The organism is Crocinitomicaceae bacterium (assembly GCA_016708105.1).
Classification (GTDB): Bacteria; Bacteroidota; Bacteroidia; order Flavobacteriales_D; family Crocinitomicaceae; genus JADJGJ01.
Genome location: JADJGJ010000001.1, coordinates 2030271 through 2045092 on the forward strand (window position 1 = coordinate 2030271; position 14822 = coordinate 2045092).

15 protein-coding genes are annotated in these 14822 nt (G+C 36.9%); 6 read left to right on the forward strand and 9 right to left on the reverse strand.

The genetic code is table 11. From position 1 onward, the window contains the following. Position 1: 1 nt before the first annotated feature. Both IPH66_08900 and IPH66_08905 read right to left on the reverse strand, forming a co-directional pair. Positions 2–1282 (reverse strand): replication-associated recombination protein A, encoded by a 1281-nt coding sequence (locus tag IPH66_08900; GenBank protein ID MBK7129465.1) that lies wholly within the window; start codon positions 1280–1282, stop codon positions 2–4. Beyond that, a complete protein-coding gene (locus tag IPH66_08905; protein MBK7129466.1) occupies positions 1279–2148 on the reverse strand; it encodes a lysophospholipid acyltransferase family protein in 870 nt (289 codons plus the stop codon). The genes IPH66_08900 and IPH66_08905 overlap by 4 nt, the downstream gene beginning before the upstream one ends. Positions 2149–2511: 363 nt before the next feature. On the opposite strand from IPH66_08905, the gene IPH66_08910 reads away from it, so the two are divergent. The 3 genes from IPH66_08910 to IPH66_08920 all read left to right on the forward strand — a co-directional run bounded on the left by IPH66_08910 (position 2512) and on the right by IPH66_08920 (position 6290). Further along, positions 2512–4623: a WG repeat-containing protein gene (locus IPH66_08910; GenBank protein MBK7129467.1), complete on the forward strand. Its 2112-nt coding sequence runs from the start codon at positions 2512–2514 to the stop codon at positions 4621–4623. Between the two features lie 93 nt (positions 4624–4716). Beyond that, entirely contained in the window at positions 4717–5394 is a 678-nt protein-coding gene (locus IPH66_08915) for a hypothetical protein (GenBank protein ID MBK7129468.1), read from the forward strand. Further along, positions 5391–6290 (forward strand): AAC(3) family N-acetyltransferase, encoded by a 900-nt coding sequence (locus IPH66_08920; GenBank protein ID MBK7129469.1) that lies wholly within the window; start codon positions 5391–5393, stop codon positions 6288–6290. The genes IPH66_08915 and IPH66_08920 overlap by 4 nt, the downstream gene beginning before the upstream one ends. A 34-nt stretch (positions 6291–6324) precedes the next feature. Here IPH66_08920 and IPH66_08925 read toward each other — a convergent pair whose 3' ends face one another. Further along, positions 6325–7881, reverse strand: a complete 1557-nt coding sequence (locus IPH66_08925) for a GH3 auxin-responsive promoter family protein (GenBank protein ID MBK7129470.1) — start codon at positions 7879–7881, stop codon at positions 6325–6327. A gap of 293 nt (positions 7882–8174) precedes the next feature. Here IPH66_08925 and IPH66_08930 point away from each other — a divergent pair, with 293 nt between their 5' ends. Continuing rightward, positions 8175–9194, forward strand: coding sequence for a hypothetical protein (locus tag IPH66_08930; GenBank protein MBK7129471.1), 1020 nt, complete (start codon positions 8175–8177; stop codon positions 9192–9194). 192 nt (positions 9195–9386) lie between these two features. Here the strand turns inward: IPH66_08930 and IPH66_08935 are convergent, their stop codons facing one another. The 6 genes from IPH66_08935 to xerD all read right to left on the reverse strand — a co-directional run bounded on the left by IPH66_08935 (position 9387) and on the right by xerD (position 13744). After that, positions 9387–9689 carry a hypothetical protein gene (locus IPH66_08935; protein MBK7129472.1) on the reverse strand — a complete coding sequence of 101 codons (303 nt, stop codon included), beginning with the start codon at positions 9687–9689 and terminating at the stop codon, positions 9387–9389. 2 nt (positions 9690–9691) lie between these two features. Continuing rightward, positions 9692–9928 (reverse strand): addiction module protein, encoded by a 237-nt coding sequence (locus IPH66_08940; protein ID MBK7129473.1) that lies wholly within the window; start codon positions 9926–9928, stop codon positions 9692–9694. Between the two features lie 202 nt (positions 9929–10130). Continuing rightward, positions 10131–10898 (reverse strand): hypothetical protein, encoded by a 768-nt coding sequence (locus tag IPH66_08945; GenBank protein ID MBK7129474.1) that lies wholly within the window; start codon positions 10896–10898, stop codon positions 10131–10133. Positions 10899–10901: 3 nt separating this feature from the next. After that, the gene (locus tag IPH66_08950; protein MBK7129475.1) at positions 10902–11768 is read right to left on the reverse strand and encodes a DMT family transporter; all 867 of its coding nucleotides are present in this window, start codon (positions 11766–11768) and stop codon (positions 10902–10904) included. After that, positions 11761–12798 carry a bifunctional diaminohydroxyphosphoribosylaminopyrimidine deaminase/5-amino-6-(5-phosphoribosylamino)uracil reductase RibD gene (ribD, locus tag IPH66_08955; protein MBK7129476.1) on the reverse strand — a complete coding sequence of 346 codons (1038 nt, stop codon included), beginning with the start codon at positions 12796–12798 and terminating at the stop codon, positions 11761–11763. Before ribD ends, IPH66_08950 begins: the two co-directional genes overlap by 8 nt. Before the next feature lie 34 nt (positions 12799–12832). Then, a complete protein-coding gene (gene xerD / locus IPH66_08960) occupies positions 12833–13744 on the reverse strand; it encodes a site-specific tyrosine recombinase XerD (GenBank protein MBK7129477.1) in 912 nt (303 codons plus the stop codon). Positions 13745–13813: 69 nt separating this feature from the next. Here xerD and aroQ point away from each other — a divergent pair, with 69 nt between their 5' ends. Beyond that, positions 13814–14227, forward strand: a complete 414-nt coding sequence (aroQ, locus tag IPH66_08965) for a type II 3-dehydroquinate dehydratase (GenBank protein ID MBK7129478.1) — start codon at positions 13814–13816, stop codon at positions 14225–14227. Positions 14228–14241: 14 nt separating this feature from the next. Beyond that, positions 14242–14814 (forward strand): hypothetical protein, encoded by a 573-nt coding sequence (locus IPH66_08970; protein MBK7129479.1) that lies wholly within the window; start codon positions 14242–14244, stop codon positions 14812–14814. The last annotated feature ends 8 nt before the right edge of the window (positions 14815–14822 follow it).

The window sequence follows — 14822 nt, forward strand, 5'->3', positions numbered from 1 at the left end:
CTTATTTGTCAGCCTCGTACTTATCTCCCCAAAGATTTTTAATAGTTTGCCAAATTTCTTTTTCGCGCTGTGAGCTTCCACAGTTGTAAAAATTTTTTCCTTTTAATTCTTCCGGTAAAAATTCTTGTTGAATAAAATTATTGGCGTAGCTGTGAGAGTATTTGTATTCTGCTCCATAACCCAAATCTTTCATCAACTTGGTTGGCGCATTTCTCAAAGGTAATGGCACCGATAAATTTCCTGTTTTTCTCACGATATCCTGTGCTTGATTGATTGCCATGTAAGCTGCATTGCCTTTTGGAGAAGTAGCTAAATAAATGACACATTGCGCCAAAACAATTCTGCCTTCAGGCCAACCAATCACATCAATTGCCTGAAACGCCGCATTGGCCATCAGAATTCCATTTGGATTAGCAAGACCAATATCTTCAGCAGCCAGAATAACTAGACGTCGCGCAATAAATTTTGGATCTTCACCTCCTTCAATCATTCGTGCTAACCAATAAATGGCTGCATTAGGGTCTGAACCGCGAATAGATTTAATGAATGCAGAAATAATATCGTAATGCATCTCTCCATCCTTATCATAATTCGGCAAATTTTCCTGAATGGTTTTGGTCACCATTTCATTTGTAAGCACAATAGGTTCATCATGCTGTGATATCACCAAGTCAAGCGCGTTCAATAGTTTTCTGGCATCCCCACCTGATATCTGCAGCAAGGCAGATGTTTCATTCAATTCAATTTTCTTTTTGGAAAGAATCACATCTTGATCTAATGCACGCTGCATGAGTTGTATCAATTCATCTTTGGTATGATGCTGTAAGGTATACACTTGGCATCTCGATAAAAGCGCTGAAATAACTTCAAACGATGGGTTTTCAGTAGTTGCGCCAATCAAGGTAATCAAGCCTTTTTCAACGGCACCCAATAATGAATCCTGTTGTGATTTACTGAACCGATGAATTTCATCAATGAATAAAATGGCATTCCCGTTGCCAAATAAACCGGCGGTATTTACCTTCTCAATGATTTCACGAATATCTTTTACTCCTGAATTAATTGCACTCAGTGCGTAGAAAGGTCGCTTAACGGTATTGGCAATAATTTGTGCCAGGGTTGTTTTTCCTACACCGGGTGGGCCCCATAAAATCATGGAAGGAATATTTCCGGATGCTATTGCTTTGCGCAACCCGCTGTCAATTCCAAGAATATGTTGCTGACCGATATAATCCGCAAGCGTTTGCGGACGCATTCGTTCTGCTAACGGAATGGTGCTCATGATGCAATTTGCTGACTAACCACTACAGGTTTTTCATGCTTCAAAGGCTGTGGATGTTTCCATCTTTTGTGTGACCAAAGCCAGAATTGAGGTTTTTCAGTGATCAATTTTTCAAGAATTTGAGAGTAGACATCCGTAATTGCTCCTTCAGGCATAGCCGTTGGATTTTCAGAAAGAACTGAAAACTCTACTTCGTAAACTCCACGCCTAATTCTGCGTGAATAACCAAACAAAACAGCGTAGTCGTATTTGCGCGCCAGCTTTTCAGGTCCAATATTCCAGCCGGTTGGTTGGTTCAAAAAGGTATTCCAATGCGCTGTTTGAATATTTGAAGGTGACTGATCATTCACAATAACCACCATTCGGCGCTCAGTAGAAGGAACAGAGAAAAAAGGAATCAACTCTTTGGTGCGTATAAGCTTCATGCCGTTCCGCACCCGTGAATTGTACAGAATTTTATCGTAGAAAGTATTTTTTAATGGTTGATAAACTGAATAGGTTTTGTACTGTGTCATTCTTGGTAAACTCAATGCATAGAATTCCCAATTGTTATAATGCCCACAAGTAACCAGAATGTTTTTACCGGCTGCGTAGTATTTCTCAAGCAGTTCAGGATTTTTTATTGAAGTACGTTTTGATAATTGCCTTTCAGAAATGCTAATGGCTTTAATGCTTTCCATGATAAAATCAGTGAAGTGCAGATAAAATCCTTTTTCAATTGCAGTAATTTCTGCAATAGTTTTTTCAGGAAAAGCCGCTGTGAGATTGCGTCTGACCACTTTGCGACGGTATCTAACAAGATAATAAGTGAGAAAAGCAACCACCGACGACATAGCATACAATAGCCCCAAAGGCATGTATGACACAGGTTTCAAAATTAAATAAAACAGTATTCGATCGGCAATTTTAACCATTAACGGCTCAAAACAAAGGTTGCAAATTTACAAGTATAAGGTATTACAATAACATCCGCAATTCTAATTTATTGTGTAACCCCTTTATTTTTCTGCACTATTTTTTGATTGCACGGTGGTTATCAATCAAATAAAATTTTATGGCCACCGCAAAACCGGAGTAAAAACAGTTGTTTTACTTCACGACATGGATGTGAGTTAAGGCAATTTTCGTTTGGGCAGAAATGAAATCCATGTGACCATTGCAAAGTAAGGCAGAGAATTTGATTACAACTAAAAAAATTCTGAAACTGAATTTGGCTAATTTTGCACGTAATGAAGTCCATCTTGCTCAGTATATTTTTTATTATATTTTGTTCGTTGTCGGCATCAGCGGGCAAGATTGAAAAAGGTTTCGGGGCATTGGAGATATATAATTATTTTGAAGCCAAACAGATTTTTGAAAAATCAATTAAGAAAATGCCGGTACCGGCTGCCTATGGTCTAAGTATCATCTATTATAGACAAGACAACCCTTTTCACAATTTGGACTCTGCTTTTCGATACATCGTGATATCTGCAAATGGCTACTCATCTCTCACCGCCAAAGAAAAAGAGCGGTTCAATCTATTAGGGGCTGATAGTCTTTCTGTTTTACATCAGCGTGACTTGGTGTCTACTGCACTTTACAGAATTGCTTGTAAAATCAGAACAGCAGATGCTATGGATAATTTTATCGCAAATAATTATTGGAGTGAACATGTTGATTCGGCTGTTTATTTACGTGATAGTATTCGTTTCAGTCAGGCATGTAAATTCAATACCAGTGAACAATATCAAGAATTTGCAACCTCTTATCCAACCTCTGTTTTTACTGAATCAGCGCTAGCAAGATATGAACAGCAATTGTATCTAGAAAATACCGCATCCAATACCTTGATTTCCTATATTGATTTTGTGCGCAGATTCCCTAACAGCCCATATCGCACGGATGCAGAAGACAAAATTTTTGAACTATATACCGGCACAGGCTCAGTACAGGCGTATGAGAAATTCATTGAAGACAATCCGGACAATCACAATGTAGCTTCAGCATGGCGCAAGATGTACAATAGTCATGTTCAACAAAATTCTTATTCAACCACCAGTATAGAATCATTTGCAACCAATTTTCCTGAGTTCCCTTATATGGAAGAAATTGAACGTGAAATTCTACTTTCTAACACAACCTACTTCCCTTTCAAAACGACAGATGGTTGGGGCTATGTAAGTGAAGATGGCCAACATTTCATTGATCCAAAATTTGAAGATGCAGATGAATTTAGTGAAGGTCTTGCTGTGGTTAAAATAAACGGACAATACGGTTACATTAACAAGACCGGTCAAATTTTTATTCAGCCAATATTTGACGATGCCTTGCCATTTCATGAAGGACATGCCATTGTTGAGTTTAACGGCAAATTGGGAATGATTAATCGCAATGGAGAATTCATTATTGCAGCTCAATATGACGATCTGGGCAATTTAAATAATGGCCTCACATATTTTCTGAAAGATTCACTTTACGGATATTTTGACAACAAAGGGGTGGTTCGCATTCAGCCTAGATTCTCGGATGCAAATGATTTTATTAACGGTAAAGCTATTGTTGCACAGAATGAAAATTATGGTTTGATTGATCCCTTTGGTACCACGTTTATTCCCATGAAATATCAGGAATTGCGACAATATGAACATGACTGGTATCTTGCCATGTTTGATGACTACTACGGTATCATTTCAATACAAGGAGATACGCTGCTGAATTTTAGTTATGATTATGTTGGACCATTTTCAAACAATCGTGCAATTGTAGAAAAAGATGGTATGTACAATTACATTAACCGCGATGGAAATATTTTACTGCAAGTTTGGTTAAATCCTTTTTCAGAATATCGTCAACTTGCCATGTTCACGAATAATTACGCCTTAATACAGCAAGATGGAAAATATAATTTAATTGACACTACCGGTAAAAAATTATTTGCACAACCAAAAGAAAAATTGGGAGATTATGCAGCGGTCATGGCAGTTGAAAAATCAGGCAAATGGGGATATGTTTATCCAACAGGGGCACAAGCCATTCCGTTTACTTTTACGCATGCTTTTTCATTTAATGGCAATTACGCAATTGCAGGCAGCGAACCATTTTCAGGCATCATTAACAAGGCGGGGGTCTATGTAATCAACCCGGTATATGAAGAAATCACGTTTTTGAATGATACGTTAATTATTGCCAAAAGCCTTGGGAATTTTGGCTTAATGACTCTTCAAGGCGATACTTTGCTTAACTTTGTTTATATAAAAATTGAACCAATCAGCGCTTCAGTCGTAAAGTTAGAAAGAGGAAGTGATCTTTTTTATTACAACTTGAGTACTAATCAATTTTTGAAAAAAGAAGACGAATAAATGGTATTAAACTTTATTGAAAAATATAAGTTCGCTATACTGGGTACTGTGTTGCTGCATGTAGCCTTTGTCATTTATTCCAATTTTGTTACTGTGAAAAGACCGTTTCGTGTGGAGGAACCGGTATTACCTCTTGATATTCCAATAGAAGACATGCCGATTGATCCTGAGATCATGAAGATGTTGGAAGACAAACAAAATGCACAGAACCAGAATCAAGATGTTTATAACGTCACCAGTGATGCCAATGATTCAAGAGACAAATCATACGATAATTTTTCAACGCAGGATATGGATGAACAGGTGTACAACAACACCAAAGCACTAGAACAACAATATTTTGATGAATGGGCATCCACACATGGTGATGGTGGAAATAAATCCAATGAATCATCCTTAGACATTCAACAAAAAGACAAACAGCAGAACAAACAAAATCAAAATAACGTTGACAAATCAATAGATACTGACGGCAATAAATCATTTGCCGGAGATGTGATGGCATCTTTTGATTTGAAAGACAGAAAAGCCCATGCGCTTGAAAAACCGGGTTACACCTGTAATTCAGCCGGCACCGTGATGCTTGAAATTAAAGTGGATAAAAATGGCTCCGTGCGTGATGTTACGTATTTACCATCCGGTTCATCTAACGCAACAGAATGTATGATAGAGCAATCTATTAAATACGCAAAACGTTCACGCTTTAATTACAGTGATTCAGCTCCCGCAGTTCAAACCGGAACCATCACGTATAAGTTTGTCAGCAAATGAGTCTGAAAGATTTTGTTCGCAACATCACCCCTGCTCCATTGCTTGAATGGAATAGGAAAAGAAAAAAATTAAACCGCAACAAAACGCTTGCTGATAAGGCAAAATCAGGCAACATCATCACACAACAAAACTTGGAAAATGATTTGCACAAAGTCGGTATTAAAGCAGGTGATATTGTACTTGTTCATTCCAGTCTTAGTCGTATCGGATATCTTGAAAACGGAGCCAAAACTTTTGTTGATGCCTTGATGAGCGTAATCACAGAGGAAGGAACCTTGCTCATGCCAACCTCTCCCAACGCGGTGTTTCAATATGATTTTATCAAAGCGAACAAACAATTTGATGTACTGAAAACCCCGTCAGCCACCGGAAAAATTACAGAATATTTTAGAACTCTTCCCGGTGTTTTGCGCAGCTGGCATCCAACTGAACCCGTATCTGCATGGGGAAAAAATGCGCATTATTTTATCAAAGATCATTTCAATCAACTAACTCCATACAACAGCCAAAGCCCGTTTTACAGAGTATCTGATCAAAAAGGCAAACTTCTTTATGTTGGCGTTACTTTGACTATGGCCGGCACTAATTTACATACCCTTGAAGATGCAGTAGATTTCAAATTCCCAGTGTATGCAAATGAAATTTTTGAAGTTGAAATTACTGACCCGTCAGGAAAAAAACATGGTGTAAAAACAAAAGTGCATAATCCTGAATTTTCTAAAAAAAGAAAATGTGATGAATTAATTCCCCTGTTTGAAAAGGAAGGCGTTATGCAAAAAGTTAAAATCGGAGAAGCAGAATGTTTGCTTGCAGATGCGCACGGTTTTCTTGAAACAATGATCAATGCATACAATCAAAATGGAATTACCATGTATACACCCGGCGGGTCAAAATAATTTGAATACGGCTGCCATGTACCATCAAAATTTCTCAACCAATCAAAAACCATGGATGTCTTTTTGGTTCAAGTAAGGCGGTATATTCTGCCCAATCATCACCCATTTTACCTTTGAGCACACGCGGGAATTTATACTGTGAACCGTACATTCCCTTCATCTCCATAAAATCATAAAACACTTTTGACGGCAAACATTTCATGGTCACTTTATTGAGAGCATAACTGCGCTCTGTGCGATAATCATCATTCAGTTGGCACAAGTATTCATCTATGAGCGTTAGTAAATGTTCAGTATTAATTTTTTGATCACAGGCTATATACCAAATGTGTTCATTGCCACCTTCAGTTCTAACCCCACGAACCGCAAACTCTCTAATCTCAATTTGCTGTTCAAATGAAACTTTTGTCAACGCTTCAGTCATATTATCTACAGACAGATGTTCACCACAAATACTTAAAAAATGTTTCGTTCGTCCGGTTATTTTGAACTTAAATTTTTCTACATCTTTAAAGCGAATCGTATCACCAATTAAATATCTGAATGCTCCTGAACTGGTGGTGACCAGCAAGGCGTAATCAACATCTTCTACGACTTCATCAATGGTTAAACTGTGATTGTAATTGATCAGGTTGCCGTCACTGTCAAAACACTCTTCGTTGAATGGAATAAATTCATAATACACATCATTACTCAACAGCAATTCGAGCGAATCAGAATCAGCAGGTTGATAAGCAAAGAATCCTTCAGAAGCAAGATAAGTATCAAGATAAATCACCCGGTTATCAAACAATTTATTGAAGCGTGTCATATACGGTTCAAATGAAACACCGCCGTGTACAAATATTTTAAGGTTTGGCCAAATCTGAAAAATAGAATCTAAACCATAATGATCCATAATTCTTTCAAGCAGAATTTCAACCCAGGCGGGCACCCCACATATTGCACCCAAATCATATTCAGGAGCATGCTTTACAATTTCCTCAATTTTTTCTCCCCAATTATTCAGTGCACGAATTCTTTTCTCAGGTTTAGAAAAAGGACTGAACCATGCAGGCACTTTTCCGGTAATGATACCACTTAAATCACCTTCAAACTGTTCGTTGATTTTAGTTAGTTGTGTGCTACCTCCCAAAAATAAAATATCCTTTGCATAAAAATCTGAATCCAATTCAATTTTTGAAGTTGAGAGAATTTGTTTGATACTTGCCTTGCGAATACTTTGCACCATTTGAGATGAAACAGGTATACGCTTGCTTGATGCCCCTGTGGTTCCGGATGTCAAGGCAAAATTACGAATGAATCCGGGCCATGATACATTTGGTTGTCCGTTCAATGTTTTGTACCAGAATTTTTTAAACATATAATCATAATCAAAAACCGGTACTTGTTCTCTGAACTCATCCATCAAATGATTGCTTGCCAATATTTCATCAAACTTGTACATTTTTCCAAATTCAGTATTGCGAGCTTTTGTCAAAAGTTTTCTCAACTGCTTCTCTTGAGCAATGTGCCCCGGCTTACTCAATAAATTATTTAATTTATATGCGTATTTTGCCGTGGTTTTCAGAACTGTTCCTATTACTGCCATAACTTATTGGTTTGTTGAACCAAATGTACCCGAGTAGATTTACCTGAAATAAAACCCTATACTAAGGTTGTATCAAAACAATGTTAATGGGGTAATAAGGATAATGCAAAAACATGCGCAACATCACACTCTAAAGAAATTTAAAGATTCGTTAATCTATGACAGTCTCATTTTCACTTCACATCAATTTTTGAACTGTTAAATCAATGATACTCACCAAAGAATTTTATTGCGCAATGCGGTTTGATTTTTGTAACGGTATGATCATGATCGCAAAATCAACACGGGTGCTTATGATTGTTTTGATTACCTATGCCCGTGCACATGGGAGCATGAACCCGTATGTACAAACGGCTAAGGAATTTAATATTCATCCGCCGTCATTGACATACGGGTATCCCGTGTGGAACACCTTGAATTTAAAACCGGCAAACGGAATTATTTTTCTGCAATCTGAAATGACTCTTTTAGAAAAAATAAATGACAATACCTATGCCGGAAAGCCATCACAAGAAAACGCTGAAATCATCTACCATTTTACCCAAAACGAAAACGCACAACCACTTTATCACATCGTACCTGATAGCAATTTGACCTTATCCCAACTTTTTCAGTTTATGGAATGGATGACAACACTCTACCGGAAAGTTGACTTTTGTTTATGGTCTAATGAAGGGAAATTCACTCTGGTGCGTGCGGAGGATCGTTATCACACATTCTATGAGTGGCCGCCACAAAAAATACAAGCCGTTACAATTCTAAACAACTGCAGTGATGAATTCATGATCGAAGGTGAGTACAGTAATTTTTATAAAATTAAACAGATTATTTATGAAATTTACACCACTAATTTTCTACAAGAAAAAAATGCAAAGTGTTTTTTTTGGACGAGCTTGAACAAAAACAACCTTGAATCACTGTTGAAAGAAATGAATGAATCCTTTCAAAAATGCCTCGATCCAGACTCCTCTGTCACAGATTGTTTTACAGAAAAAATTGAGAGATGTGAAAAATATTTGAGCTTCATTGAAAAGCACAAAGAACTTTCAATTCTCAGCCCTACTCCCGTTATTCAAATAAAATTACAATGTCTGTTTTACCGGAAAATCCAAACCTATTACAACATCCTCAACGAAGTAAACAAAGGAGTTTATAAAAGCAGAGATTGGTATTCACAGCAGAAATTTGAGAGGCCTTATTTGAGTTTTCTCAAACCAAGATGGAGCAATTATCTGAATTATATTCACGAGCAGTTTCCGGATGTTGTTTGCTATCATTATTACAGTGAAACGCCGGATATGTTGGGATGGTAAAATCTGTTCTTTAAAATTCTACCCCTAAAACCCCAAACAATTTACTGCTATCAATGATTTTGAATGACTGATCATCATCTTAATAAAATACTGGTGAGTTATATTTGCGCTGATAGAATCAAGGTAGAAAGTTTATACAATTTCAGTAGATGAAAATTGGGTATGACGATTGCCGTTGAACTTTCACAATTATTATTTTTTTCTTTTGGTCTTTTTTCGTGGATGTCTCTTTACATGAAAGACAGCAGTCACAATTATTTGCTTTTCACAAACTTCATAGGTGATGACAAAAGGAAATCTGGTAACAACCGCCTCGTGAAAATTCACAAACTTAACGGGAAAAAGTAATGGGTTATCCTTTATTAATTCAAGTAGTTCAAAAACCTCATCTTCAAAGTCAAATCCCAGTCCCGGCACTCTTTTATTATAGTACAAACACGAGTCGGCAATCTCAGTGATGGCTTGTTCAAGAATGATAATCTTATAAGCAGGCACTTTTAATCAGAAATTTTTTGTTTCACACGTTTACGAGCCTCAGCAAGGGAGTGACCTTTAATTTTTCCGGATTTATATAAGGCTGATCTTCTCAAAACTTCTTTCTGCTGATCCTCTGTTAACAGGCTTGAATTGCTTTGACGATAGACTTCCAAAAGCTGGTAAACGACCTGAAGTACTTTAGTATCTGCTTCGTCAATATACTTGTGCACTTTAGTGCGAATAGCCGTTGTAGTCATAACTGGAAATATCTAAACATAAAGATAATGATATTCCGGCAAATATTCAACAGACCTAATAAACTCTAAAAAATTGAAAAGCTTAACCCAGATGAAAAATTGAAAACTAAAAGGAATACCTGCCAAAGATTTGCTTGATGAATTATGCCAACATTCCTGTCCCACAATTCAAGAACTAGTTGAAACGACAGTTAACAAGCCTTTAAAATTCCACCCCTAAAACCCAAAACAATTTACTGCTATCAATGATTTTGAATGACTGATCATCATCAATTAAAAAATCAGGTGGAGTCAAATTTGCCAAAAGACAACAACGGCTATAATAATCTTTTTTTGTAGGATGTTCAGCCTGACAAACATTAAAAATTCCATGCCCTATTTGATCATCCAAACAGGCGTCCAAAACCTGCATCAACTGATCAACATGAATAAGATTGATGCGACCATCAGGATTTTTTCTCACACTCTCAGCAAATGCAAATCTGACAGGATCTCTGTCATAACCGATCAATCCTCCGGCACGAAGAATAGTCAATTTCCCTTGAAATAATTCTTGCAAAAACAGCTCTGTTTTATAAATTGGACTTGTAATATTCAGTTTTTCAAGCGGAGCATTTTCATTTAATATTTCATTTGTTTCTCTATAGATTCCGGTTGAACTGATCAGAATTATTTTTGTTTTTTCAGGATCAATATACTGACAAAGACTGGCTAAAAAATCTTTTGAAATTTTTGATGATGGTATTGCAATCATGAACAAATCACAAGAAGTGAAAGATTTCAGTTCATCCAAAGGGGCATGGGTTTCATCTAAAACAAAGTGTTCAATACCTGATTCAATAAATTCATTTTTTTTAGCCGTAGAACGAGTTGAACCCTTTACCTGAAATCCTTTATTTGCCAATTGTTTTGCCCACTTTAATCCAAGCCAGCCACAACCTAAAATAGCTATTGTTTTTTTTTGTTGCATGGATTAAGAAAACATGAGCGCCGCAATGGACGCAACCGACAATAAAATTCCCAGCCAATTACTAAGTGCCAATTTCTCTTTGAAGAATAAAAAGCCAATAGCAGCTGACAAAATAACCACACCAATATTGTAAATAGGATTTACCTGTGACACCTCCAGTTCACCGCTCTCAAGCGATCTGAAATAAAACCACAGGGTGAGAAAATTAGGAATGCCCAACAATACACCCCAGGATAAATCTTTCACTTTGAGTTTTGTTTTTTTTGCAGCAACACGAAACGTCAACATACAAGTACCAACAAGGCCTGCCGACAAAAAAATCACCACAAAAAATATTCCGTTTAACGAAACATCTACATACCATTCTTTAGCACAATTAAATAAAACATCAGCAGCTCCTTGTCCAAAAAAAATCACCAAAATCAACCAAAGATACTTCACATCAAAATTGAGTTTTGTGCCTTTAGTAGTAGCAAAATATACACCGGCAAGTGCCAGAATAATTCCGATTATTTTTAAGAGAGAAATAGTTTCCCCTTCAAACAAAATCAAGGCTGCCAGAATAGGAATAACCAGAGACATTTTATTTGCAACGGTTGAAATAGCGACACCAATTACCTGTGATGCTTTTGCGAGCAAGTTAAAAACCAGAATAAACATCACCCCAACACCCACTGCATAAAAAAACCAAGGTGCTGTAAAAATTTCTTTGAATGAAGGAGTATTTTCAATCAGCGTAAAACTGAGCAAACCGGCTGTAATATAGTTTACGGCAATGGCTTGTAGATTATCAATTCGGAATTTATCCAGTAATTTGAAACAAATCAGGATGACATTAAAACAACAAATACCAAGGACAATATCAAGCATTTTCTATGTATTGGATATGATCATTTCCAAAAACAAAGGCGCCTGTTTTTTTTCCATTGATCAGCGGAGCTTGCACTCCATTTACAAATAATTTATTTCCGGTGATAACGCGTGCTTCATCCCAGATACCGGATTCAATAAAACGATCCAGCGTATTGCGTCCTCCCTCCACAATGACAGATGAAATATTGAGTTCAGCCAATTTTTTCAGCATACCTTCAATAGAAAAATCATCCGGTTGAATAAATTCTAGTGTACTGTTGCCAATTGCTTTTTTATTGGTAAGAATAATTGTTTTTGCATCTGCTTTGCCAACAAGAAATGCATTATAGTCAAGGTGCAAATCTTTGTCAATGATTACGCGAATCGGGTTTGTGCCACTGCTTTCACGACAGGTCAATTGTGGGTTGTCGTTTGCTATGGTATTTCTACCAACTAAAATAGCTGACTCTTCATGTCGCCAACGGTGCACAACAGATTTAGTTGGTGATGAGGTAATCCATGCAATTCCTTTTTCACCTTTACTACGATCAATATCCATGAAACCATCTTTGGTTTGTGCCCACTTCAAAATTACGTACGGGCGTTTTTTTTCATGAAAAGTGAAAAATCTTTTATTCAGTTCACGGCACTCTTTTTCAAGCACACCAAACCTCACCTTAACGCCTGCTTTTTCCAACTTTTCAATTCCTTTACCACCCACTTGCGGATTAGAATCTTTTGAACCAATCACCACTTCCGGAATTCCGCTTGCAATAATCAAATCAGCACATGGAGGTGTTTTACCAAAATGAGAACAAGGCTCAAGATTGACGTACAAAACGCATTGCTTTAACAAATTTTTATCTTGAATTTTTTTTATCGCGTTTACTTCAGCGTGTGCTTCTCCAAATCGTTCATGATAACCTTCTGAAATTATTTTATCATCATGAACAAAAACCGCACCCACCATAGGATTTGGAGCAACATATCCTATTGCTTTTCGGGCAAGTTGTATACAGCGATTCATTAGAATTTCATCAGTAAGCATGACGCAAATTTAGGCAAATCAATGAATTCAGTACCTATTTCCTGTTGCGTGGATGATAAGAAATTATTGCTTCTTTGAGTAAATCATCACTCAAATGCGTGTAGATTTCAGTAGTGCTTATTGATTCATGCCCAAGCATTTCCTGCACTGCGCGTAAATTTGCACCACCTTCAACCAAATGCGTAGCAAATGAATGTCTGAAGGTGTGAGGCGAAATACTTTTTTTTAAGCGAATAGCTTGTGCCAATTGCTGAATTATAGTGAAAATCATCACCCGAGTCAGTTTTGATCCGCGACGATTCAGAAATAAAACATCTTCATGACCGGCTTTGATATCTTGATGATTGCGGGTTGATTCAATATAAAGCCTTACTTCTTTTTCAACCGTTGGACTCACCGGCACCAATCGCTCTTTATTTCCCTTACCAATTACACGTATAAACCCTTCGTCAAAATAGAGATTCGTTATTTTGAGATTAACCAATTCACTCACACGCAAGCCGCAACTGTACAGCGTTTCAATGATTGCCCGGTTGCGGTGTCCTTCATTTTTTGAAACATCAATTGCCTGAATGAGCGCATCAATTTCTTCTTTATCTAAAACCTCAGGTAGTTTTTTGCCAATTTTTGGCATTTCTAATAATTCAGTTGGATCTTGCTTGATCTCTTCTTCCAAAACTAAAAATTCATAAAAGTTTCGGATACCAGAAATGATGCGTGCTTGTGAACGGGCGGCTATTCCCATTTCATGAATCCAACCCATCATTTCCTGCAAATCTTTCAAACCAATATCAGTAGCCTTTTTTTCAAGATTACGGTATTCAAGGAATTGACCAATTTTATCAAAATCACGCAGGTAAGCTTCAACACTATTTGATGATAAGGATTTCTCAATTTTGAGATAACTCTGATAATCCTTTCTATATTTGATCCACGATGAATGCATAGCTTCACATCAAAAATAAAATTGCACTGTTCAAATCGTATTCTTTTGAATGATAAATATTAGTTAATTATGAAAATTCTGATCATCAACGGACCAAATTTAAATTTACTTGGAAAACGTGAACCAAATGTATATGGCAATAAAAGTTTTGAAGAATATTTTGTGGAATTAGAACATATCTTTCCGGAAATAGAGTTCACGTATTTTCAATCAAATGTAGAAGGAGAACTCATCAATACCCTTCAAGCATCAAGTCATGATGGTATTCTGCTCAACGCCGGTGGTTATACGCATACCTCAGTTGCCATTCGTGATGCAATTGCAGCTATTCAAGTGCCGGTGGTTGAAGTGCATCTGAGCAATATAACAACCCGTGAATCATTCAGACATGAATCGCTATTAAGTCCGGTATGCGTTGGATGTATTTTTGGATTTGGCTTAAATTCATATCGCTTAGGTATTGCCTATTTTCAAATTAAATAATCTCTCACTGAAACATGCACAACATATTTTCACTTAACAAAACATCTATTTTTATTTACGTCAATCTTCTCTTCATCATCACTTCATGCAACCAGTCAGAAACCAATGATGCATGCAATGGTGAAAGCACACGAAGAGATATAAAAATAGCTACCGATATTGACGCTGTTTCAATTGATACACTGCCAATCATTTCTACTGTTGATTCAATAGGCAGCATTGTTGTTCCGGAAATTGACCGAAAATCACCCAGACAAGAAATAGAGAACAAAACCTTTACTATTACCGGCAAGGTTGAAAAAGTAAAAAAATATCACGACGGAGACTGGAAAGTAAAACTGATCAGTGCAGATGAAAAATATCTGAATTGTGAAATTCCAAATCCGGATTGTGAATTTGCCAAAAACTCTGTCTTCTATCAAAAATACTTGACGGCCTACCAATGGGTTGAAGATCATCATGAAACTTTAGAAGGTGATACGGTAACCATTACAGGCATTGCATTCATTGATATTGATCATCCGTATCCAAGGAACAGTTCTGAAAACAACCTGGAATTGCATCCGGTATTAACCATCAATTTTTAAATCATGTC

Bases quoted from the DNA above. Each gene is read 5' to 3' on its own strand.
- IPH66_08900 (MBK7129465.1), bottom strand. From the start codon at position 1,282: ATGAGCACCATTCCGTTAGCAGAACGAATGCGTCCGCAAACGCTTGCG.
- IPH66_08910 (MBK7129467.1), top strand. From the start codon at position 2,512: ATGAAGTCCATCTTGCTCAGTATATTTTTTATTATATTTTGTTCGTTG.
- IPH66_08920 (MBK7129469.1), top strand. From the start codon at position 5,391: ATGAGTCTGAAAGATTTTGTTCGCAACATCACCCCTGCTCCATTGCTT.
- IPH66_08925 (MBK7129470.1), bottom strand. From the start codon at position 7,881: ATGGCAGTAATAGGAACAGTTCTGAAAACCACGGCAAAATACGCATAT.
- IPH66_08930 (MBK7129471.1), top strand. From the start codon at position 8,175: ATGATTGTTTTGATTACCTATGCCCGTGCACATGGGAGCATGAACCCG.
- IPH66_08940 (MBK7129473.1), bottom strand. From the start codon at position 9,928: ATGACTACAACGGCTATTCGCACTAAAGTGCACAAGTATATTGACGAA.
- IPH66_08945 (MBK7129474.1), bottom strand. From the start codon at position 10,898: ATGCAACAAAAAAAAACAATAGCTATTTTAGGTTGTGGCTGGCTTGGA.
- IPH66_08950 (MBK7129475.1), bottom strand. From the start codon at position 11,768: ATGCTTGATATTGTCCTTGGTATTTGTTGTTTTAATGTCATCCTGATT.
- ribD (MBK7129476.1), bottom strand. From the start codon at position 12,798: ATGCTTACTGATGAAATTCTAATGAATCGCTGTATACAACTTGCCCGA.
- xerD (MBK7129477.1), bottom strand. From the start codon at position 13,744: ATGCATTCATCGTGGATCAAATATAGAAAGGATTATCAGAGTTATCTC.
- aroQ (MBK7129478.1), top strand. From the start codon at position 13,814: ATGAAAATTCTGATCATCAACGGACCAAATTTAAATTTACTTGGAAAA.
- IPH66_08970 (MBK7129479.1), top strand. From the start codon at position 14,242: ATGCACAACATATTTTCACTTAACAAAACATCTATTTTTATTTACGTC.